This is a genomic window from Mycobacterium paragordonae (assembly GCF_003614435.1).
In the GTDB taxonomy this organism is placed as follows: Bacteria; Actinomycetota; Actinomycetes; order Mycobacteriales; family Mycobacteriaceae; genus Mycobacterium; species Mycobacterium paragordonae.
The window spans coordinates 5,608,404-5,629,701 of record NZ_CP025546.1 but is presented as its reverse complement, the minus strand read 5'-3'; the positions used below and the strand labels follow the sequence as shown (position 1 = coordinate 5,629,701).

18 protein-coding genes are annotated in these 21,298 nt (G+C 69.0%); 9 read left to right on the top strand and 9 right to left on the bottom strand.

Annotated elements, in window-relative coordinates:
• Window positions 1–105: 105 nt before the first annotated feature.
• Window positions 106–687, bottom strand: a complete 582-nt coding sequence (locus C0J29_RS33985) for a hypothetical protein (RefSeq protein ID WP_174814867.1) — start codon at window positions 685–687, stop codon at window positions 106–108.
• A 3-nt stretch (window positions 688–690) separates the two neighbouring features.
• Window positions 691–1,764 carry a M23 family metallopeptidase gene (locus C0J29_RS25100; protein ID WP_240744059.1) on the bottom strand — a complete coding sequence of 358 codons (1,074 nt, stop codon included), beginning with the start codon at window positions 1,762–1,764 and terminating at the stop codon, window positions 691–693.
• Between the two features lie 291 nt (window positions 1,765–2,055).
• Here C0J29_RS25100 and sucC point away from each other — a divergent pair, with 291 nt between their 5' ends.
• Window positions 2,056–3,219, top strand: a complete 1,164-nt coding sequence (gene sucC / locus C0J29_RS25095; RefSeq protein ID WP_065042969.1) for an ADP-forming succinate--CoA ligase subunit beta — start codon at window positions 2,056–2,058, stop codon at window positions 3,217–3,219.
• 14 nt (window positions 3,220–3,233) lie between these two features.
• Entirely contained in the window at window positions 3,234–4,136 is a 903-nt protein-coding gene (gene sucD, locus C0J29_RS25090) for a succinate--CoA ligase subunit alpha (RefSeq protein ID WP_065042968.1), read from the top strand.
• A 66-nt stretch (window positions 4,137–4,202) separates the two neighbouring features.
• On the opposite strand, the gene C0J29_RS25085 is transcribed toward sucD, so the two are convergent.
• Window positions 4,203–5,528, bottom strand: coding sequence for a PE family protein (locus C0J29_RS25085; RefSeq protein WP_120793901.1), 1,326 nt, complete (start codon window positions 5,526–5,528; stop codon window positions 4,203–4,205).
• Between the two features lie 54 nt (window positions 5,529–5,582).
• On the bottom strand, window positions 5,583–7,007 hold the full coding sequence (locus C0J29_RS25080) for a PE family protein (RefSeq protein ID WP_120793900.1): 1,425 nt from the start codon (window positions 7,005–7,007) through the stop codon (window positions 5,583–5,585).
• Between the two features lie 147 nt (window positions 7,008–7,154).
• Here C0J29_RS25080 and C0J29_RS25075 point away from each other — a divergent pair, with 147 nt between their 5' ends.
• The gene (locus tag C0J29_RS25075) at window positions 7,155–8,681 is read left to right on the top strand and encodes an acetyl-CoA acetyltransferase (protein WP_120793899.1); all 1,527 of its coding nucleotides are present in this window, start codon (window positions 7,155–7,157) and stop codon (window positions 8,679–8,681) included.
• 111 nt (window positions 8,682–8,792) lie between these two features.
• Here C0J29_RS25075 and C0J29_RS25070 read toward each other — a convergent pair whose 3' ends face one another.
• Window positions 8,793–9,641: an LLM class F420-dependent oxidoreductase gene (locus C0J29_RS25070; RefSeq protein WP_065165723.1), complete on the bottom strand. Its 849-nt coding sequence runs from the start codon at window positions 9,639–9,641 to the stop codon at window positions 8,793–8,795.
• Window positions 9,642–9,808: 167 nt separating this feature from the next.
• On the opposite strand from C0J29_RS25070, the gene C0J29_RS25065 reads away from it, so the two are divergent.
• The 6 genes from C0J29_RS25065 (at window position 9,809) to C0J29_RS25035 (ending at window position 17,971) form a co-directional block, all read left to right on the top strand.
• A complete protein-coding gene (locus tag C0J29_RS25065) occupies window positions 9,809–10,714 on the top strand; it encodes a DUF5336 domain-containing protein (protein ID WP_065165725.1) in 906 nt (301 codons plus the stop codon).
• Between the two features lie 104 nt (window positions 10,715–10,818).
• On the top strand, window positions 10,819–12,174 hold the full coding sequence (locus C0J29_RS25060; protein ID WP_371872461.1) for a cell division protein PerM: 1,356 nt from the start codon (window positions 10,819–10,821) through the stop codon (window positions 12,172–12,174).
• 161 nt (window positions 12,175–12,335) lie between these two features.
• A complete protein-coding gene (purN, locus tag C0J29_RS25050) occupies window positions 12,336–12,965 on the top strand; it encodes a phosphoribosylglycinamide formyltransferase (RefSeq protein ID WP_065165729.1) in 630 nt (209 codons plus the stop codon).
• Window positions 12,962–14,527: a bifunctional phosphoribosylaminoimidazolecarboxamide formyltransferase/IMP cyclohydrolase gene (purH, locus tag C0J29_RS25045; protein WP_120793898.1), complete on the top strand. Its 1,566-nt coding sequence runs from the start codon at window positions 12,962–12,964 to the stop codon at window positions 14,525–14,527. Before purN ends, purH begins: the two co-directional genes overlap by 4 nt.
• A gap of 44 nt (window positions 14,528–14,571) precedes the next feature.
• Window positions 14,572–15,957, top strand: coding sequence for a sigma 54-interacting transcriptional regulator (locus C0J29_RS25040; protein WP_065045421.1), 1,386 nt, complete (start codon window positions 14,572–14,574; stop codon window positions 15,955–15,957).
• The gene (locus tag C0J29_RS25035) at window positions 15,950–17,971 is read left to right on the top strand and encodes a vWA domain-containing protein (RefSeq protein WP_120793897.1); all 2,022 of its coding nucleotides are present in this window, start codon (window positions 15,950–15,952) and stop codon (window positions 17,969–17,971) included. Before C0J29_RS25040 ends, C0J29_RS25035 begins: the two co-directional genes overlap by 8 nt.
• Here C0J29_RS25035 and C0J29_RS25030 read toward each other — a convergent pair.
• From C0J29_RS25030 to C0J29_RS25015, 4 genes are all read right to left on the bottom strand, one after another.
• Window positions 17,968–18,636 carry an LppA family lipoprotein gene (locus C0J29_RS25030; RefSeq protein ID WP_120793896.1) on the bottom strand — a complete coding sequence of 223 codons (669 nt, stop codon included), beginning with the start codon at window positions 18,634–18,636 and terminating at the stop codon, window positions 17,968–17,970. The genes C0J29_RS25035 and C0J29_RS25030 overlap by 4 nt on opposite strands.
• Window positions 18,624–20,267: an alpha/beta hydrolase gene (locus C0J29_RS25025; protein ID WP_120793895.1), complete on the bottom strand. Its 1,644-nt coding sequence runs from the start codon at window positions 20,265–20,267 to the stop codon at window positions 18,624–18,626. Before C0J29_RS25025 ends, C0J29_RS25030 begins: the two co-directional genes overlap by 13 nt.
• Window positions 20,264–20,554, bottom strand: coding sequence for a WXG100 family type VII secretion target (locus C0J29_RS25020; RefSeq protein ID WP_162951548.1), 291 nt, complete (start codon window positions 20,552–20,554; stop codon window positions 20,264–20,266). The genes C0J29_RS25025 and C0J29_RS25020 overlap by 4 nt, the downstream gene beginning before the upstream one ends.
• A gap of 92 nt (window positions 20,555–20,646) precedes the next feature.
• Window positions 20,647–21,246: a DUF1707 SHOCT-like domain-containing protein gene (locus tag C0J29_RS25015; protein WP_065045417.1), complete on the bottom strand. Its 600-nt coding sequence runs from the start codon at window positions 21,244–21,246 to the stop codon at window positions 20,647–20,649.
• Between the last annotated feature and the right edge of the window lie 52 nt (window positions 21,247–21,298).

Sequence of the window (21,298 nt, the reverse complement as noted above, 5' to 3'; positions counted from 1 at the left end):
CGCCCTCAGTTTACGTTCGGCGGGTGGCGTTAGTCGGCGCGCTGTTCGGCGGGTGGCGTTAGTCGGCGCGCGTTATTCGTCGCTGGCGGCAATGTTCGGCGCGCGCTATTCGGCCCAGCGCCTGGTGGCCGGCAGCATCGCCAGCACCACGCTCGCGACCGGCAGCAGCGGCAGCGTGTGCACGATCCACCCCACGCGCGCACCCGCGATGAACACCCCGAGGTAGGTCAGCAGCGCCACGACACCGCCGGCCACGATCAGGTAGCGCGCGAACGGGCGGCGCAACAGCAGCATGATGACGCCCGAGACCGTGGTGAGCGCGAAGACCAGCGCCAGGAATCCGACGGCGATGCAGAACAGCCGGCCGGTCTGCCACCAGCCGGCGATCAGGTCGGTGGTCACCACCGAGGTAGCCCATCCGCTGACGATGCTCACGGCACTGGCGGCTATCGCCGTGCGGGGGCTCGGCTCGTGCCGCAGCACAGCGGGCAGCGGCGGCATGCCGCCGCGCATTGAAGCGTCGAAAGGTGCTGCGCCGCGCGGGATTTGGGTGGTCGGCTGGGCGACTATCGGGGGCAGCGGACCGGTCGGCGCCCGCCGGATGATGCGGGTCCGGGACTCAGTTGGCTCGGGCGGGTTGTCGCTCGGGGGAGGGTCACTCGGGGGAGGGTCGTTCGGCCCGGTCACCGGTCAGCCGGCGTAGTTGCCGACGTACAGTCCCCGTTGCGCCAGCCAGGGCACGGGGTCGATCCGGTCGCTGCCGTTCAGCTGTACCTCGAAGTGCAGGTGCGGGCCGGTCGAGTTGCCGCGGTTGCCGATGGTGGCGATCTGGTCGCCCGCCATCACGCGCTCGCCGACGTTGACCAGGGTGGTGTTCACGTGGCCGTACAGCGTGACAGTGCCGTCAGCATGCAGCAGCTTGACCCATGCTCCGTAGCCGGCGGTGGGTCCCGCGGCGATGACGACACCGTCGGACACCGCGTAGATCGGGGTCCCGATCGCGTTGGCCAGGTCGATGCCGGCGTGCAGGACGCCCCAGCGGTAGCCGAAGTTCGAGGTGTAAATGCCCTTGGTCGGCATGACGTACAGCGGCTGCTGCAGGCGTGCCTCGCGCTGGGCGCGCTCCTGCGCGAAGGCCACGCCGCGGGCGAGTTCTTCGTTGTGCAACGCCGCATTGGCGGGCTGGGCGGCGATCACCTGCACGCCGCGCGGCGTGTTGGAGCCGGATTGCCCGGAGCCGCCGGTGAGGGTCGAGGCGTTGGCGGTCAGGACCGTCTCGATCTTGGTGTTGTTGTCGGACTGGCTGACCGCGGTGTGGGTGGCCGCGGCCGCCGCCCCGGCGGCCATCGCGCCGATCAGCAGACGTCCCTTGGCGGCGCTGGTCGGCTGCTTGCGGTGGCTGCCCCCGCGACGCGGGACCGGCGTGACGTTCGTGGTGTGTGCTGTGGTGCGCGCGTGGATCGAGTCGACGGTGACCACCCGGGGCAGCACTTCGGTGACCGGAGCGGTCAGCCACAACGGGGTCAGGTCGTCGGTGTCGTTGAGGTCATCGAGCTCAGGGGCGGTCAGCAGCTGGTCGTCCACGAAGGCGGAATCGCCGAAATCGAGGTCGTCCAGATCGGCGAGCTCTAAGTCGTCTACCTCGTCGAATCCGTCGAGCGGGATGATTTCGGTGACTTCGTTGCGGTGATGCTGCAGCCACCGGTCCCGGGGCGCGCGAGCCGCCGATGCGGCCGCGGAGCGGGTGAATAGGTGCTGGGACAACCTGAAATGTCCTCGGATCGTGACCATAACGTTATCTGGACCTTGAGAAGGTATCCGCAAAGGTAGGCGGCTGGCAACCTCAGTATCAAATCCAGCGGTTTTTGTGACTTGGGTCACGTTTCACCGACCTGATCGATACGTGACGTGTGCCACAGCGGTGGGATGCGGCGGTGGGGCCGATTTTCGGGGTGGATACAGTTCCTCCGTGCGTGTTGCCGAGTACTGGCCTAGTACCGGTAAAGCCACCCTAGTTGGCCTAGCAATCAAGCCGAGCAAAGGCAGTGACGCCCCATGGATCTGTTCGAGTACCAAGCTAAGGAATTGTTCGCCAAGCACGGCGTACCCGGCACGCAGGGCCGGGTGACCGACACCGCTGAAGGCGCGAAGGCCATCGCGGAGGAGATCGGCGCGCCGGTGATGGTCAAGGCCCAGGTCAAGACCGGCGGCCGGGGCAAGGCCGGCGGCGTGAAATACGCCGCGAACGCCGACGAAGCCTACGAGCACGCCAAGAACATTTTGGGCCTGGACATCAAGGGCCACATCGTGAAGAAGCTGCTTGTCGCCGAGGCCAGTGACATCGCCGAGGAGTACTACCTCTCGTTCCTGCTCGACCGCGCCAACCGCACGTACCTGGCGATGTGCTCGGTGGAGGGCGGCATGGAGATCGAAGAGGTCGCCGCCACCAAGCCCGACCGGCTGGCCAAGGTGCCGGTGAACGCCGTCAAGGGCGTCGACCTGGACTTCGCGCGATCCATCGCCGAACAGGGCCACCTGCCGGCCGACGTGCTCGACGCCGCCGCCGTCACGATCGAAAAGCTGTGGGGGGTGTTCGTCGGCGAGGACGCCACGCTGGTCGAAGTCAACCCGCTGGTCCGCACCCCGGACGACAAGATCCTGGCGCTGGACGGCAAGGTCACCCTGGACGCCAACGCCGACTTCCGCCAGCCCGGTCACGCCGAGTTCGAGGACCGCGCGTCGACCGACCCGCTGGAGCTCAAGGCCAAAGAACACGACCTCAACTACGTCAAGCTCAGCGGCGAGGTCGGAATTATCGGCAACGGTGCGGGCCTGGTGATGTCGACGCTGGACGTGGTCGCCTATGCCGGCGAGAAGCACGGCGGCGTGAAGCCGGCCAACTTCCTGGACATCGGTGGCGGCGCGTCGGCCGAGATCATGGCGGCCGGCCTGGACGTGATTCTGGGCGACCCGGAAGTCAAGAGCGTGTTCGTCAACGTCTTCGGCGGCATCACGTCGTGCGACGCGGTGGCGGCCGGGATCGTCAAGGCCCTGGAAATCCTGGGCGACGAGGCCAACAAGCCATTGGTGGTCCGGTTGGACGGAAACAACGTGGAGGAGGGTCGGCGCATCCTGGCCGACGCCAACCACCCGTTGGTGATCCAGGCCGAGACCATGGACGCCGGTGCAGACAAAGCCGCCGAGCTGGCGAGCGCCTGAGAGGACGACGAACAATGGCTATCTTTCTGAACTCAGCGAACAAGGTCGTCGTCCAGGGCATCACCGGCGCCGAGGCCACCAAGCACACCGCGCGCATGCTGGCGGCCGGCACCCAGATCGTCGGCGGTGTCAACGCCCGTAAGGCGGGCACCACCGTCGCGCACAAGGACGTCGACGGCAACCCGATCGAGTTGCCGGTGTTCGGCAGCGTGGTGGAGGCGATCGAGAAGACCGGCGCCGACGTGTCGATCATCTTCGTGCCGCCGGTGTTCGCCAAGGACGCGATGATCGAGGCCATCGACTCGGAGATTCCGCTGCTGGTGGTCATCACCGAGGGAATTCCGGTGCAGGACAGCGCGTATGCGTGGGCGTACAACGTCGAGAAGGGTCAGAAGACCCGCATCATCGGACCCAACTGCCCGGGCATCATCAGCCCCGGACAGTCGCTGGTCGGCATCACCCCGGCCAACATCAGCGGACCGGGGCCGGTCGGGCTGGTGTCCAAGTCCGGCACGCTGACCTACCAGATGATGTACGAGCTGCGTGATTTCGGGTTCACCACCTCGATCGGCATCGGCGGCGACCCGGTCATCGGCACCACGCACATCGACGCCATCGAGGCGTTCGAGAAGGACCCCGACACCAAGCTCATCGTGATGATCGGCGAGATTGGTGGAGACGCCGAGGAGCGCGCGGCCGACTTCATCAAGGCTAACGTGACCAAGCCGGTCGTCGGCTACGTCGCGGGATTCACTGCGCCGGAAGGCAAGACGATGGGTCACGCGGGCGCCATCGTGTCCGGCTCGTCGGGCACCGCGGCCGCCAAGAAGGAGGCGCTGGAGGCTGCCGGTGTTCAGGTCGGCAAGACGCCGTCCGAGACCGCGGCCCTGGCCCGGGAGATCCTCAAGACCCTGTAGCGCCAGCAGACGCAAACGCCCCCATTTCGCGCCGAAATGAGGGGCGTTTGCGCCTGCTCGCGCAGGTCAGGGGAGGCCCGGAGCGCCGGGCACGCCGATCAGCTGTCCGCCGTCGCCGCCCTGGCCACCGGGTCCGCTGGTGGTGCCGCCCCCGCCATTGCCGCCGTTTCCGCCGAAACCGATCAGGAGTGCGGCACGTCCGCCTTTGCCGCCGGCCCCACCGGTATTCGGGGCGGATCCTCCCGACCCGCCGGCGCCGCCGTCGCCAATCAGCAGGCCCGCGTCACCGCCCGCACCGCCGGCCGCCCCGAGTCCGCCGATCCCACCGGTGCCACCAGAACCGGTCAGCGTGCCGCCGGCTCCGCCAGCACCACCGGACCCACTAGCGGTGATGCCTAATCCGCCGCTGCCGCCAGCGCCGCCGGCGCCGTTGAGGAATCCTCCGTGACCGCCGATTCCGCCAGCGCCACCCGTGCCGGTAGCCGGAACCACCGCAGTCGCGTCCCCACCGGCACCGCCGGCTCCACCGGCTCCGAGCACGATTCCGCCTGCGCCGCCTGCGCCACCGGCGCCGGCAGTGCCGGCGTTGCCGCCCAAAGCGTTGAACGTCGTACCACCGCGCCCCCCGGCCCCGCCGGTGCCAAACAGTCCTCCTGCACCACCTGCACCGCCCGCACCACCGTCGGCGCCGAGCGTTGCGGCACCGCCTACACCACCGACGCCGCCCGTGCCGAACAGCCCTGCCGCCCCCCCGGTGCCGCCGATGCCGCCGACGCCGGACCCGCCGGTGCCGCCGGCGCCGCCGTTACCGACGAGAAGCCCGCCGGCCCCGCCGTTGCCGCCGGGGGCCCTGACGCTGTTCGCCCGGCCGGGTCCGCCGGCGCCGCCGTTGCCGAACAATCCTGCGGCGCCGCCGTTCCCGCCGCCGGGATGCGCGGTGGTGCCCGCCCCGCCGGCACCACCGTTGCCGACCAGTAGTCCGCCGGCCTGGCCGTCGGCGCCCGGCGCGCCGTTGGCGCCGTTGCCGATCAGCGGCCGTCCCAGCAACAACTGGGTCGGTGTGTTGATCACGTCGAGTATCTGCTGCTCCAAGCTCTGCAGCGGTGTGGCGGCGGCCGCCTCGGCTAGGGCGTACTGCCCTGCGCTCGCGCTCAGGAGTTGGACGAACCGACTATGGAATGCGCTCGCCTGCTCGCTCAGTGCTTGGTATCCCAGACCGTATTGCGCGAACAGAGAGGCGACGGCCGCCGAAACCTCGTCGGCGCCGGCGGCCACGAGGCCGGCGGTCTGCGGCAGGGCGGCGGAGTTGGCCCGGCTGACAACCGCGCCGATGGACTCGATATCTGACGCGGCCGCCGCGACCGTATCGGGCACCGTGGTGAGAAATGACATTTGGCCGCCTCCGTTACTTCTGTGAGCCTGTGGTTTGGCGCCTGTTTTCGTAGTTCAGTTGCGGCCGGGCAGCCCATCGGCGCCGAGGAGCAGTCCGGCCGTGCCGCCTTGTCCGGCGACACCGCCGGTGCCACCCGCGTTGCCGCCATTGCCCCCGTTGCCGATCACCTTGGCGGAGCCGCCGGTGCCTCCCGCCCCGTAGACCCCGGCGGGAGCGGCCTTCCTGCCACCGGCACCGGCGTCGCCGCCGTCGCCGGCGAGAATCCCGCCGTCACCGCCGTTGCCACCGGCTCCCCCAAAGGTGTTGCCATAACCACCGCCGCCGCCTGCTCCGCCCGAGCCGGACAAGAGGGCGCCGGCGCCGCCGTTCCCGCCCGTTCCGCCGGCGTCGCTGATGCCGCCGGCTCCACCGGCGCCGCCCATGCCAATGACGAAACCGCCGTTGCCGCCCGCGCCGCCGTTGCCGGCGCGGAGGCCGGCGCTCGCGATCGGGGTGGAGCCACCGTCGCCGCCGTGGCCACCGATGCCCAGCAGGGCGCCGCCGTTGCCGCCGTTACCGCCGGCGCCGCCGTTGCCCACGAGTCCGAAACCACCGGCCCCGCCCGCGCCCCCGAAACCGGTGAGACCGGCATTGCCGCCCGCGCCGCCGGCGCCAGCGGCTCCCACAACGACTCCACCGCTTCCGCCGGTGCCTCCGCTGCCACCCGCGCCGAACAACGTGCCACCGGCGCCGCCCGCGCCGCCGGTGCCTCCGATGCCTCCGATAGCAACTTGCCCCGTCCCGCCGGTGCCACCGGCGCCGCCGACGCCGAACAATCCGGCAGCTCCACCGGCACCACCCTGGCCGCCGGCTAAACCGCCGGCGGCGGACCCGCCGCCGACCCCGCCGGCACCGCCGGCGCCGATGATCAGCCCGCCCGCGCCGCCATTGCCGCCGTTACCGCCGTCTCCGCCATTGCCGCCAAGCCCGCCGTTGCCGAAAAGGCCGGCCGCACCGCCTTTTCCGCCATTACGGAACGTCGAGCCGCTCCCACCGGCACCACCGTTGCCCCACAACAGGCCGCCGTCCCCGCCGTCGGCGCCGCTCGCCGGTGCGGCGTTGGCCCCGTTGCCGATCAGCGGGCGGCCGAGCGCCGCCTGGAACGGCGCGTTGATCACGCCGAGAATCTGCTGCTCGACCAGCTGCAGCGGCGAAGCAGCGGCGGCCTCAGCGGCGGTGTACTGCGCCGCGCTTACGCCCATGAGCTGCACGAACTGGTTGTGAAATGCCACCGCGGCCGTGCTGAACGACTGGTAGGACTGGGCATGGGCCCCGAACAATGCGGCGATGGCCGCCGACACTTCGTCCGCGCCGGCGGCTAACACCGCCGAGGTCGGGGTCAGAGCCAGCGCGTTGGCCTGACTGATCGTCGAGCCGATATCGGCCAGATCGGCGGCGGCCGCCATGACGAAGTCAGGCACCGTGGTGACAAATGACATCTGGTCACCTCCCCGAGAAGGGGTCTGCGCCCCTGGTAGGGCGCGTGATCGGGAGGTGCCCAGCGTAGCGCGACGCCACCGCGGGCGAGCCGGTTTCGCAGGACCCGCTGACCGCATCCAGGGGCGAGTCCGGTAGATAGTAAGACTATGAATCTTGATCCGCGAACGCCAGTGATCGTGGGTGTCGGACAGGCCGCCGAGCGTATCGACGACCCCGGTTACCGGGCGATGTCACCCGTCGAGCTGGCTGCCGCCGCGGCCCAGGCCGCGCTGGACGACTGCGGCGCCACCGCGGTCGCCGCCGAAGTCGACACGATCGCAGCGCTGCGGCAGTTCGAAATCTCCGGGCCGGTGGCCAACGCGCCGCTGGGCCGCTCCAACAACTACCCGCGCTCGGTCGCCAAGCGCATCGGCGCCGAACCACGACGCGCCATCCTGGAGATCGTCGGCGGTCAGGGGCCCCAGCACCTGATCACCGAGCTGGCCGGGGAGATCGCCGCCGGGCGTTCGGAGGTCGCGCTGGTCTTCGGCTCCGACGCCACGTCCACCCTGCGGTATTTCGCGGGGCGCGACGACAAGCCGGACTTCAGCGAGACCGTCGACGGCGACCTGGAAGACCGCGGACCCGGCATCGAGAAATACATATCGCGCTACACGGTGATTCACGGGCTGGTGGATGCCCCGACGCAGTACGCCCTGATGGAGAATGCCCGGCGCGCGGCGACCGGCCTGGGACCGGCCGAATACCTGCGGCGGATGGCCGAACTCTTCGCGCCGTTCAGCAAGGTTGCGGCCGGCAACCCCTTCTCCGCGGCGCCGGTGGAGCGGACGGTCGACGAACTGGTCACGGTCACCGAGAGCAACCGGATGATCGCCGAGCCCTACCCACGGCTGCTGGTGGCCCGCGATCAGGTGAACCAGGGCGCGGCGGCGTTGCTGATGTCGGTGCGGGCCGCACGGCGACTGGGCGTGCCCGAGGACCGGTGGGTGTATCTGCGCGGCCATGCCGACCTGGAAGCACAGGCATTCATGGACCGGCCCGACCTCGGACATGCGCCGTCGGCGGTCATGGCCGCCCGCGAAGCGCTGGACGTGGCCGGCATCGGCGTCGACGATGTCTCCACCTTCGATCTGTACAGCTGCTTCCCGGTGCCGGTGTTCAACATCTGCGACGGGCTGGGCATCGCGCCCGACGATCCGCGCGGCCTGACCCTGACCGGCGGGTTGCCGTTCTTCGGCGGTGCCGGCAACAACTACTCGATGCACGGCATCGCCGAGACGATCAACCGAATGCGAGACGCCCCAGGGCAATTCGGGCTCGTCGGGGCCAACGGCGGCATTCAGAGCAAGTACTCGGTCGGGATCTACTCCACCGCGCCCGCGCAGTGGAAGGGCGACCGCAGCGCTGAATTGCAGGCACAGGTCAACAGCGGCCCCACCGTGCCGGTCACCGAAACCCCCGACGGCCCGGCCACCATCGAGACCTACACGGTGCGCCGCGACAACGGCCGTCCCACCGGCGTCATCATCGGCCGGCTCACCGCCGATGACCGCCGTTTCCTGGCCACCACCGAGGACGACGACCTGGTGTCTCTACTGGTCGACGGGGACCCGCTCGGGCAGCCGGTGCGGGTACGCCCCTTCGATTACGGCAACCGCTGCACGTTGGCCTGACCCCAAGCGGCAACATCGACACTGCAACCCCGTACACGACACGCCGGGGACCGTCGCCCAGATGTCAGTTTCGGCGCAGGGGTAAGCGCACGCGCGGCGTGCCCACCCCGCCTAAGCGAACGACGCCAGCTTGCCGGCCAGCCGCTCCACGTACGCGGCCACCTTGTCCTCGTCGCTGTCCGGCAGCCCGAACAGCACCTCGGTTACACCGAGATCTGCCCAGCGCGCCAACTTCTCACCGTCCGGCTTGAAGTCCAGCGCCACGATCTGCGGGGCACCGTCGCGGCCGGCCGCGGCCCAGGTGTCCTGCAGCAGCTTCACCGGCTCGTCGATGTCGAAGTCGCGCGGCGTGGTGATCCAGCCGTCGGCGCTGCGCGCGATCCACTTGAAGTTCTTCTCGTTGCCGGCGGCACCGACCAGGACGGGAATGTGCGGCTGCACCGGCTTGGGCCACGCCCAGCTCGGGCCGAACTTCACGAACTCGCCGTCGTACTCGGCTTCTTCCTGCGTCCACAGCGCCCGCATCGCCTCGAGGTACTCACGCAGCATGGTGCGACGACGACCGGGCGGCACGTTGTGGTCCGCCAGTTCGTCGGTGTTCCAGCCGAACCCGACGCCGAGGCTGACCCGCCCGCCGGACAGGTGGTCCAGCGTGGCGATACTTTTCGCCAGTGTGATCGGGTCGTGTTCGACCGGCAGCGCCACCGCCGTCGACAGCCGGACCCGCGAGGTCACGGCGCACGCCGCGCCCAGGCTCACCCAGGGATCCAGCGTCCGCATGTAGCGGTCGTCGGGCAGCGTCTCGTCACCGGTGGTGGGATGCGCCGCCTCGCGCTTGATCGGGATGTGAGTGTGTTCAGGCACGTAAAACGTGTGAAAACCATGTGTGTCGGCGAGTTTCGCGGCGGCCGCCGGAGAGATGCCGCGATCGCTGGTGAACAGAACGAGGCCGTAGTCCATGCCCCAATTTAGAACGTGTTCTACTTTTGGCCGCAGGCGGCCCCCTGCGGCGGCGGGCATTAGTTCTTACAGGTGCGCTAGCGTGGTTGATCGAATGCGTCGCACGCGGCACCGCGTCGCACCGCAGCAGAGGGGCCGTGACGGCACCGGAAGCAACAGGAGGACTCATGACCTACCCGCCCGGTAGTCCCGGATATCCATCCGGGCAGCAGCCGTCCGGCTCCTACGGCGCCGCCGCCCCGGCTGCGGCCCCGGCCGAGCCCGGCGAAAGCAAGCTGGGGCTTTACCTGGCGATCGCGGTAGCGGCCCTGGGTCTGCTGGCGTACTTCTTCAGCTTCGGCCCGATGTTCACCTACAGCTCCGAAATCAGCGGGTCCGGCGCCGAGGTGTCCGGTGACACCGGCTTGTCGGTTGCCGTCGCCTTGCTTGCCGCGCTGCTGGCCGGTGTCGCGCTACTGCCGAAGGCGAAGAGCTACGTGCCGATCGTCGCCGTGCTCTCGGTGCTGGGAGTGTTGCTGATCATCGCCGCGACCTTCAACAAGCCGAGTTCGTTCTCCACCGGCTGGGCGTTGTGGATCGTGCTGGTGTGCATCGTGTTCCAGGCCGTTGCCGCGGTCGGCGCGCTGCTGCTGGAGTCGGGCGTGATCACCGCGCCGACCCCGCGCCCCAAGTACGACCCGTTCGGCGGTGGCTACGGGCAGTACGGCCAGTACGGCCAGTACGGCGGCCAGCCGGGCGGGTACTACGGTCAGCCGGGTGCACAGCAGCCCGCGCAGAACCCGGGCCAGTCCGGGTATGGCTCGCAATACGGCGGCGGCTACTCGTCGAACCCCAACCCGCAGTCCGGGGGATTCGCGGCGCAGCCCACGCAGCAGGTGCCCCAGCAACAGCAGGGTCCCACCAACACCCCGCCCACCGGCTTCCCGAGCTTCAGCCCGCCGCCGCCGGTCAGTGCGGGCACCGGATCGCAGGGTGGGTCCGCGCCCGTCAATTACGGCAACGCCGCCGGTGGCGGCCAGCAGTCGAACTACGGCCAGGGCCAGCAGCAGTCGCCTGGTTCGGCGCCGGTCTAATCGCGCGCTCTCGCGCCTAGTCAGGCTCGCGCGCGAAGAGTGACCCACCAAGAGTGACCCACCAAGAGTGACCCACCAAGAGTGACCCACCAAGAGTGAAAAGGGTGTCGGCAAGAAACGGAGAAACGGGCGCTCGCCAGGCCCGCGACCTGGTCAGGGTGGCTTTCGCCCCCGCGGTAGTAGCGCTGGTCATCATTGCGGCCGTCACGCTGCTGGAGTTGTTGATCGCCAACAGCGACATGACCGGTGCCCTGGGCGCTATCGCGAGCATGTGGCTGGGCGTGCACCAGGTGCCCGTCTCCATTGGCGGTCGGGAACTGGGCGTCATGCCGCTGCTGCCGGTCCTGTTGATGGTGTGGGGCACCGCCCGCACCACGGCGCGCGCTACCTCGCCGTACTCGTCCTGGCTGGTGATCCGCTGGGTCATCGCGTCGGCGCTGGGCGGTCCACTGTTGATAGCCGCCATCGCGCTGGCCGTCATTCACGATGCATCGTCGGTGCTGACCGAGTTGCAGACGCCCAGTGCGTTGCGGGCGTTCACCAGCGTGCTGGTGGTGCATGCCATCGGGGCCGCGATCGGGGTCTCGTCACGGGCGGGACGACGCGCGCTGGCTGCTTCTCCGCTGCCCAACTGGCTGGGTGATTCACTCCGCGCCGCCTGCGCCGGAGTTCTGGCCCTGCTCGGGCTTTCCGGCGTGGTGACGGCGGGGTCGCTCGTGGTGCATTGGTCGACCATGCAAGACCTGTACGCGATCACCGACTCGATCTGGGGACAGTTCAACCTCACCGCACTGTCGGTGTTGTACGCGCCGAACGTCATCGTGGGTGCCTCGGCCGTCGCCGTCGGGTCCAGCGCCCATATCGGGTTCGCGACGTTCAGCTCGTTCACCGTGTTCGGCGGCGACGTGCCGGCGCTGCCGATCCTGGCCGCGGCGCCCACGCCGCCGCTCGGAGCGGTGTGGGTTGCGCTGCTGATCATCGGCGCGGCGTCCGGCGTGGCCGTCGGTCAGCAGTGCGCCCGGCGTGCGCTGCCGCTGATCCCCGCCGTCGCCAAGCTGCTGGTTGCGGCAGTGTTGGCGGCCGCGATGATGACGCTGCTGGGATACGGCGGAGGGGGCAAACTGGGCAACTTCGGCGACGTCGGCGTCGACCGGGGGGCCATGTTTCTCGGCGTGCTGTTCTGGTTCACCGTGGTCGGCGCCATCACCGTGGTGATGACCGGAGGTATCCGGCGGCGGCCGCGCCGGCAGCGGGTCAAACGGCCTGTTGCGCCAGAGCCTGTCGTGCAAGACGACGAGCCGTTGGTGGGGGTTTTCGACGACGCTCTGGACGACGACGCTCTGGGCGACGACGTTCTGGACGACGAAGTACGGGACGTCGACGAAGGCGTGGACGTCGAGGAAGTCGCGATGCCCGACGAGCGGGCTGCCGATCGGCCCCAGAAGCCAGACGAGGACTAGTTCCTCGCCACGCGCGCCCCGAGTTTGCGGTGAGGGTTGCGATCAGCGCGACGGAACAGCCGTGGGCGCAATTTCGATGCAAGCGACCGACTAGGCTCAACTTGTCGGCTCCTCCTCCGGCCGCTCCTCGGCCGGCATCGTCGCCCGACTAGGCTCACCGTGTGCAGGAACCGCTCCGTGTACCCCCGAGTGCACCGGCGCGGCTGGTAGTGCTGGCCTCGGGCACCGGATCGCTGCTCAACTCCCTGCTGGCCGCGGCGCAAGGCGATTATCCGGCCCGGGTCGTGGCCGTCGGCGTCGATCGTGACTGCCGGGCCACGCAGATCGCCGCCGAAGCGAATATCCCCGCTTTCGCCGTCCGTGTCGGCGAGCACCCGACCCGCGACGACTGGGACGCCGCCATCACCGAGGCCACCGCCGCCCACCAACCGGACCTGGTGGTGTCCGCCGGTTTCATGAGAATCCTTGGCCCGCAGTTTCTTTCGCGATTCAACGGCCGCATCCTGAACACCCACCCGGCGCTGCTGCCCGCCTTTCCCGGCGCACACGGCGTCCGCGACGCACTGGCCTACGGCGTGAAAGTCACCGGCTGTACGGTGCACCTGGTGGATGCCGGCGTGGACACTGGTCCGATACTGGCCCAGCAGCCCGTCGAGGTGCGTGATGGCGACAACGAAGAGACCCTGCATGAACGCATCAAGGTCGTGGAACGCCAACTCCTGGTGGATGTGGTGGCCGCGATCGCGACCCGCGGCGTGACGGTGACAGAGCGAAAGGCGACCCTGGGATGAACATCGACAAGAAGCCGATCCGTCGCGCGTTGATCAGCGTGTACGACAAGACCGGCCTGGTCGAACTCGCCCAGGGCCTCGCCGCCGCCGGCGTCGAGATCGTCTCGACCGGATCGACCGCGAAGACCATTGCCGACAAAGCGATTCCGGTCACCCGCGTCGAGGAACTCACCGGTTTCCCCGAGGTGCTCGACGGACGCGTCAAGACCCTGCACCCCAAGGTGCACGCCGGACTGCTGGCCGACCTGCGCAAGCCCGAACACCGCGCGTCGCTGGAAAAACTCGGCGTCGCGGCGTTCGAACTCGTCGTGGTCAACCTCTACCCGTTCGCCGAGACTGTCGAATCCGGTGCCAGCCCCGACGAGTGCGTCGAGCAGATCGACATCGGCGGCCCGTCGATGGTGCGCGCCGCGGCCAAGAACCATCCGAGTGTCGCCGTCGTCACCGATCCCCGCGGGTACGACGGAGTGCTGGCCGCGGTGCGGCACGGCGGATTCACCCTTGCCGAGCGGAAGAAGCTGGCCTCCTTGGCATTCCAGCACACCGCCGAATACGACATCGCCGTCGCGACCTGGATGCAGTCCACGCTCGCGCCCGAAGAACCCGCGCAGGAATTCCCGCACTTCTTTGCCAGGAACTGGCGCCGCCAGGCCACCCTGCGCTACGGCGAGAACCCGCACCAGCAGGCCGCCCTCTACCTCGACCCCGGCGCCTGGCCGGGTCTGGCGCAGGCCGAGCAGCTGCACGGAAAAGAGATGTCCTACAACAACTTCACCGATGCGGACGCGGCGTGGCGGGCAGCCTTCGACCACGAGCAGACCTGCGTGGCGATCATCAAGCACGCCAACCCGTGCGGCATCGCGATCTCGGACATCTCGGTCGCCGACGCGCACCGCAAGGCCCACGACTGTGACCCGCTCAGCGCATTCGGCGGCGTGATCGCGGCCAACACCGAAGTCAGCGTCGAGATGGCGGAGTACGTCAGCACCATCTTCACCGAGGTGATCGTGGCGCCCGCGTACGAGCCGGGCGCGATTGACGTGTTGACGCGCAAGAAGAACATCCGGGTGCTGCTGGCCTCCGAGCCACTCGGCGGCGGCCACGAGCTGCGCCCGATCAGCGGCGGACTACTGATCCAGCAGCGCGACCAACTCGACGCGCCCGGCGACGACCCGAACAACTGGACGCTGGCCACTGGCGAACCCGCCGACCCGTCCACCCTCACCGACCTGGTGTTCGCGTGGCGCGCCTGCCGCGCGGTGAAGTCCAACGCGATCGTCATCGTCGCGGGCGGCGCCACGATCGGTGTCGGCATGGGACAGGTGAACCGGGTCGACGCCGCCCGGCTGGCCGTCGAGAGAGGCGGTGACCGGGTCAACGGTGCGGTCGCCGCCTCCGATGCGTTCTTCCCGTTCCCGGACGGACTCGAGACGTTGACCGCCGCGGGCGTCAAGGCCGTCGTGCACCCGGGCGGATCGGTGCGCGACGACGAAGTCACCGCGGCCGCCGCCAAAGCCGGTGTCACGCTGTACCTCACCGGCGCCCGGCACTTCGCGCACTGACCGCTCGCCGAGTGACCCTCGTGGGCAGCGCGTAGCTTGGAGAGGTGACTTCACCGAGCAATCTGCCCCGAACCCTTGGCGAGCTGCGTGCCTCCGGTCATCGCGAGCGGGGCGTCAAGCAGGAGATCCGCGAGAATCTGCTGACCGCACTGGCGGACGGCGGCGACGACGTATGGCCCGGAATCCTCGGTTTCGACGACACCGTGATTCCGCAACTCGAACGGGCGCTGATCGCCGGCCACGACTTCGTGCTGCTGGGCGAACGCGGCCAGGGCAAGACCCGGTTGCTGCGGGCACTGACCGGTCTGCTCGACGAATGGACCCCGGTGATCGACGGATCGGAGCTCGGCGAGCACCCCTACACGCCGATCACGCCGGAGTGGATCCGCCGCGCCGCCCAGTTGCAGGACGACCTGCCGGTGGCGTGGAAGCACCGCAGCGAGCGCTACACCGAGAAGCTGGCCACCCCTGACACCAGCGTCGCCGACTTGGTCGGTGACATCGACCCGATCAAGGTCGCCGAAGGCCGCAGCCTCGGCGACCCGGAAACCATTGCCTATGGACTGATTCCACGCGCGCACCGCGGCATCGTCGCGGTCAATGAGCTTCCCGACCTGGCCGAGCGGATTCAGGTCTCGATGCTGAATGTGATGGAGGAGCGCGACATCCAGGTCCGCGGTTACACGCTGCGGCTGCCGCTGGACGTGCTGGTGGTGGCGAGCGCCAACCCGGAGGACTACACGAACCGCGGTCGCATCATCACCCCGCTCAAGGACCGGTTCGGCGCCGAGATCCGCACCCACTATCCGTTGGAGCTGGCGGCCGAAATCGGCGTCATCGCCCAGGAGGCGCACCTGAGCGCGCAAGTGCCCGACTATCTGCTGCAGGTGATCGCGCGCTTCGCCCGGTACCTGCGCGAGTCCAGTTCGGTCGACCAACGCTCCGGGGTGTCGGCACGGTTCGCGATCGCGGCGGCCGAGACGGTCGCGGCTGCGGCCCGGCACCGCGGCGCGATTCTCGGCGAGACCGACCCGGTGGCCCGGGTCGTCGACCTGGGAACGGTCATCGACGTGCTGCGCGGCAAGCTGGAATTCGAGTCCGGCGAGGAAGGCCGCGAGCAGGCCGTGCTCGAGCACCTGCTGCGCCGCGCGACCGCCGACACCGCCTCCCGGGTTCTCGGCGGCGTCGACGTCGGCACCCTGGTGTCCGCCGTCGAAAAAGGATCCGCGGTGACGACGGGTGAGCGGGTGTCCGCCAAGGACGTACTGGCCGCGGTGCCCGGGCTGCCGGTCGTGGACAAGATCGCGGCCAAACTGGGCGCCGAATCCGAAGGAGAACGGGCCGCCGCGCTGGAACTCGCGCTGGAAGCGCTGTACCTGGCGAAGCGGGTCGACAAAGTATCCGGGGAGGGGCAGACGGTCTATGGGTAGTCCTGATGGTGACGACCCGCAGCGCCCGGCTTCGCCGGGTTCGCGATCGTCACTAGGTCACTCGCAGCGCTACTCGGCGTATACCGGCGGGCCCGACCCGCTGGCCCCGCCGGTGGATCTGCGTGAGGCGCTCGAACAGATCGGGCAGGACGTCATGGCGGGCACCTCGCCGCGCCGGGCCCTGTCCGAGTTGCTGCGCCGCGGCTCCGAGAACATGCGCGGCGCCGACCGGCTGGCCGCCGAGGCCAACCGCAAACGGCGAGATCTGTTGCGCCGCAACAACTTAGACGGCACCCTGCAAGAGATCAAGAAGCTGCTGGACGAGGCGGTGCTGGCCGAACGCAAGGAACTGGCCCGGGCGCTGGACGACGACGCGCGGTTCTCCGAATTGCAGCTGGAGTCGTTGCCACCGTCCCCGGCCAAGGCGGTGCAGGAGCTGTCCGAATACCAGTGGCGCAGTCCTGAGGCCCGGCAGAAGTACGACCAGATCAAGGATCTGCTCGGCCGGGAGATGCTCGACCAGCGCTTCGCCGGGATGAAGCAGGCCCTGGAGGGCGCCACCGACGAGGACCGCCAGCGGGTCAACGAGATGCTGGACGATCTGAATGACCTGCTGGACAAGCACTCTCGCGGTGAAGACACCCAGCAGGACTTTCAGGACTTCATGAACAAGCACGGCGAGTTCTTCCCGGAGAACCCGCAGAACGTCGAGGAGCTGCTGGATTCGCTGGCTAAGCGGGCCGCGGCCGCCCAGCGGTTCCGCAACAGCCTCAGCCAGGAGCAGCGCGACGAACTGGATGCCTTGGCGCAGCAGGCCTTTGGCTCGCCATCACTGATGAACGCGCTGAACCGCCTGGACGCGCACCTGCAGGCGGCGCGGCCGGGCGAGGACTGGACGGGGGATCAGCAGTTCTCCGGCGACAATCCGCTCGGCATGGGCGAGGGCGCCCAGGCGCTGGCGGACATCGGCGAGTTGGAGCAGTTGGCCGAGCAGCTGTCGCAGGCCTATCCGGGCGCCACCATGGACGACGTCGACCTCGACGCGCTGGCCCGCCAACTCGGCGACGACGCCGCGGTGGACGCCCGAACGCTCGCCGAACTCGAACGGGCGCTGCTGAATCAGGGCTTCCTGGACCGCGGTTCCGACGGCCAGTGGCGGTTGTCGCCCAAAGCCATGCGCCGGCTCGGGGAGACGGCGTTGCGTGATGTGGCACAACAACTCTCCGGACGGCACGGCGAACGTGACCACCGGCGGGCCGGAGCTGCCGGTGAGCTGACCGGCGCCACCAGGCCCTGGCAGTTCGGTGACACCGAGCCGTGGAACATCTCCCGCACCCTCACCAATGCCGTGCTGCGGCAGTCGGGGACGCACACGCTGGACGGACCCCTGCGGATCGCCGTCGACGACGTCGAGGTCTCCGAGACCGAGATGCGCACCCAGGCCGCGGTGGCGCTGCTGGTGGACACCTCGTTCTCGATGGTGATGGAGAACCGGTGGCTGCCGATGAAACGGACGGCGCTGGCGCTCAACCACCTGGTGAGCACCCGGTTCCGGTCAGATGCGTTGCAGATCATCGCCTTTGGCCGTTACGCCCGTACCGTGACGGCCGCCGAGCTGACCGGCCTGGAGGGCGTGTATGAGCAGGGCACCAACCTGCATCACGCGCTCGCGCTGGCGGGCCGGCATCTGCGCCGGTATCCCAACGCGCAGCCCGTCGTGCTGGTGGTGACCGACGGGGAGCCCACCGCACACCTGGAGGACTACGGCGACGGCACGTCGGTATTCTTCGATTATCCGCCGAACCCGCGCACGATTTCCTTCACCGTCAAGGGTTTTGACGACATGGCCCGGCTCGGCGCGCAGATCACCATCTTCCGGCTGGGCAGTGATCCCGGCCTGGCGCGGTTCCTCGACAAGATCGCCCGCCGGGTCGGCGGGCGGGTGGTGGTGCCCGATCTCGACGGGCTGGGTGCCGCCGTGGTGGGCGACTACCTGAAGGCTCGGCGACGCTAGTTCGCGTCGGCGCTGCGGCCGCCCGGTGATCCATACAGATACGGGTAGTGCACATTCGGGTCGTTCGACGGCTGCAAATCGGGCGGTGGCGGCGCTGTCCGCCACGACGCCGGCAGATGGCAGCCGGTGTCGAAGGAGTAGTCCAGGGGGCTGCCCGCTACGCCATTGACCAATTTGATCGTCGCGCCGTCCCCGCGGCTCTGGGAGTCATTGGCCGCACCCATTGGTAGTGGCGGACTGCCCGGGGAGGAGTTGTCGGGCGTGAAGCCCGCGGTCGTGAACACCAGAGCAAGCTCGGTGACGATCTGCAGCCACTGCGCGGCCGACGGCGGCGGTTCGACAAAGAACATGTCACTGTTGACCTGACGGCCGATGTTGCGGGTGAACGGGTCTCGGCAACCGTTTCGGAGATGACCGGCCGTCATGGTCGAAAAGTGGCTCCGCGGTGAGTGTTTCGCGATGGTGGCGCGGATCGCGGCGTCGACATCACCGAGTTGCCGTTCGACGGCCTCGAGATCGGGCCGCGCGTTGACCATCACCTGTAGCCGATCCAGTTCGGAGCGGCCGGGATTCGCGTCCGGATTGATGGTGGTTCGCTTGACGCAGCCGGTCACCACCAGGGTGACAGCGAGCAGCGCCGCGGCGAACCGGGTCACGGCTCGCACGGGTCGGGATCGGGTGGCCAAGGGGTGATGAGGTCGGCAGGCAGTCCCGCCAGCACCACCGCGAGGTTGTAGGCACTCATCCGCAGGTTCCCGTTGCTTCCCATGCGGGCATACTCCGAATGTCCGTACGCCCGTTCGTGCAGTTGCCCGTCGCCGTACCCACCGCTGCCCGCGTACCCCTCATCGGTGGACAATTCCGCCATGCCGGGCACGTCCTGCGGCGGGGCGCCGAACGCGGCGAATCCCGGAAGTAATTCGGAGACAACATCATCGGCACCGATCATGTAGTAGGCGTGGCCGGGCAGGACGCCGAGCTGAGCGGCGTCGGTAAGCTCGGCGCCGGGCGAACCGTAGAGCACCACGTCGCTGACCGGGGCGCCCTGCTGCAACGCGAGGCTCGTGGTCAACGACCCGTAGGAGTGGCCGAAGGCGACGATCCCGGGGTCCGGAAGGTTGCCGGCCGACGCCAGCCCACGGTAGAAGCTGTTCAACGCCCGGGCGCCGTCGCGCGCGAGCCAGTCGTGCGCCACATCCCGCAGGCTGTCCGGCGCGTCGTAACCGAGCCAGGCGATCGAGGCCACCGCGTCGGCATTGGCGACGCCGGCGTTGCGGCGCAGCAGCCGTGCCTCGTCCCGCTGAAAGGTGGCCTGCTGCACCATGTTCGCCGTGCTGTCGCTCACCCGGGTGGTCAGGCCGCCGACGGTGACGGCGATCCGCTCCGCGTTGTCGACGTCGCCGACGGCGACGGCCGCCAGCACCTTGCCCGGCGTGGACGCGGTGTCCAGCTCTAGCAGCGTGGCGTCGGGATTGGCGGCCAGGGTGTCGCGCAGCGCGGCAAGGTCGGCCAGCTGGCCGGGGTCGGTGTGCCACCCGTACGAGTCGACCCATCCCTGCTGCAAGCGGGTGAGTTCCCGTTGCAGCACAGGCATATTGAGTTCGCTGCGGACACCGGCGGGGATGCCGTCGAGGTTGCGCAACGCACCCGGGAACCACTGTCTGACCCGGTCCTGCTGGCCCGGGGTCAACCCGTGCCACCACCGTGCGACGGCGCCGGGATCGGTGCCCGGCGGCGGCAACAGCGGCATCTGCGGCGGCTGGTGGCCGAGTTGCACGTCGAGCAGTTCATGATCGAGATCCCCGTCAGCGCTTCGGATCGCCGCGGCCAGGTCTTCGTCGGCCCGTTCGGCATCGGCCAGCAGCCGTTGCAGGCTTTCGGTCAACCGGACCGCGGCGCCGACGATGGCCTGCTGTTCTGCCGCGGAGTAGTCAGCCAGGCCCGGCGGGGGCAGTGCGGTGCCCAGGGTTTCGTCGATCTGCAGGTGGCTTTCCCGCGCACCGTCCCGCATCGCCTCCAGCCGCCGCTTGATCGCGGCGACTTCCTCAGCCGACTGTTCGGCGGCCCGTGCGACGGCAGCGCATGCGTCGGCGTGGTCGTCCAGGGTCAGCGCGGTATGTCCGGTCGCCGCGTGTGCCGCCTCGGCAGCGTCGCCGCCGAAACTCAGCAGTCGCATCAGCTCGGTGATCGCCGCCGCCGCAGTTCGGGTTCCGTGTGCGCGCCTGATCGCGGCGTCGAAGACGGTCGTGATCGCGACGGGATCCCAGCGGTCGATATCGGCCAGGGTGACCGTCATCGCAGCGAGGCGGCGTTGCCCTGCTCCATCTCGCCGAGGCCGGCGGCAGCGAACCGGATGCCGTCAGCGTGGTCATTCAGACGGGCCAGGTGACCCGCTCCGGCGGCGGCCCACCGATTCAACAACTCCGCCAACGCCGCGCCCGACGTCCCCACCCAGCCCGGCTGCGCTCCGTCGACGTCGCGGTCGCAGGCCCGCTGCACCCCGCGCAGGGTCCGGGCCTGGTTCGCCAATTCAGTGCCGACGTAGGACAGCACGTCCGGAATCGCCCGCAACTCTGATGCCACCGCAACCCGCCTTCCGCCGACGCGAACGTTCGACGAAGCGTCGCACCGGCCGGCGCAGCGGGCCACTCACCTACCGGGCCCGGTGGGGATTACTAACGGGCCTTGCGCGCCTTGCGCTTGATGCCGACGCCGCCCCACAGCGAGAATCCCTTGATCTTCACCGTGGGGGCGCCCCGGGTGCCCTCGCCGACCACCTCGTGGTCGAAGTTGCCCATCACGCCGTGGCCGTCGATCTCGACGTTGACCTCGGGCGGCAACAGGAACGTCTGAGCGCTCATGATGGAGTACGCGTGAATCTCGACCTCAGTTGAGGTGAAGTCTGCGTAGCGCAGATCGATGACGCCGCTGCCCCAGAACGTGAAGGTGGTCAGTTTCTTCGGAATGTTCCAGCGGCCGCGGCGCTCGAACCCGCTCATGATGGCCAGCAGCAGGGTCGATGGCGCCGGATTGCAGTTGCCGCCGCGCCGGGGGCTGACCGCCGTACCGGGCAGGTCGGCCCGCAGTTGGTCCAACTCCTGATAGGTGGTGGCGGCGTAGGCCTTGGTTAGCCGGTCTTCGTATTCGTTGAGCTGGAGGCGACCCTGTTCGGCCGCATAGGCCAGCAACTGCGCAATCTGGATGCGGTCGGTGTCCTCTGCGCGCGACAGTTCGTCTCGCGTGGCCTTCACATCACGCTGGGCTGGGTTGGTCATCTCACCCGCGAGCTTACGACTTTCCCGGTTTGCTGCAAAAGGTGTTGGCTGA

What these genes read in the sequence shown, in the direction of transcription:
- C0J29_RS25070 (WP_065165723.1), bottom strand. Translation starts at nt 9,641, where the DNA reads ATGGACTACGGCCTCGTTCTGTTCACCAGCGATCGCGGCATCTCTCCG.
- C0J29_RS25035 (WP_120793897.1), top strand. Translation starts at nt 15,950, where the DNA reads ATGGGTAGTCCTGATGGTGACGACCCGCAGCGCCCGGCTTCGCCGGGT.
- purH (WP_120793898.1), top strand. Translation starts at nt 12,962, where the DNA reads ATGAACATCGACAAGAAGCCGATCCGTCGCGCGTTGATCAGCGTGTAC.
- sucC (WP_065042969.1), top strand. Translation starts at nt 2,056, where the DNA reads ATGGATCTGTTCGAGTACCAAGCTAAGGAATTGTTCGCCAAGCACGGC.
- C0J29_RS25085 (WP_120793901.1), bottom strand. Translation starts at nt 5,528, where the DNA reads ATGTCATTTCTCACCACGGTGCCCGATACGGTCGCGGCGGCCGCGTCA.
- C0J29_RS25075 (WP_120793899.1), top strand. Translation starts at nt 7,155, where the DNA reads ATGAATCTTGATCCGCGAACGCCAGTGATCGTGGGTGTCGGACAGGCC.
- C0J29_RS25025 (WP_120793895.1), bottom strand. Translation starts at nt 20,267, where the DNA reads ATGACGGTCACCCTGGCCGATATCGACCGCTGGGATCCCGTCGCGATC.
- C0J29_RS25015 (WP_065045417.1), bottom strand. Translation starts at nt 21,246, where the DNA reads ATGACCAACCCAGCCCAGCGTGATGTGAAGGCCACGCGAGACGAACTG.
- C0J29_RS25065 (WP_065165725.1), top strand. Translation starts at nt 9,809, where the DNA reads ATGACCTACCCGCCCGGTAGTCCCGGATATCCATCCGGGCAGCAGCCG.
- sucD (WP_065042968.1), top strand. Translation starts at nt 3,234, where the DNA reads ATGGCTATCTTTCTGAACTCAGCGAACAAGGTCGTCGTCCAGGGCATC.
- C0J29_RS25080 (WP_120793900.1), bottom strand. Translation starts at nt 7,007, where the DNA reads ATGTCATTTGTCACCACGGTGCCTGACTTCGTCATGGCGGCCGCCGCC.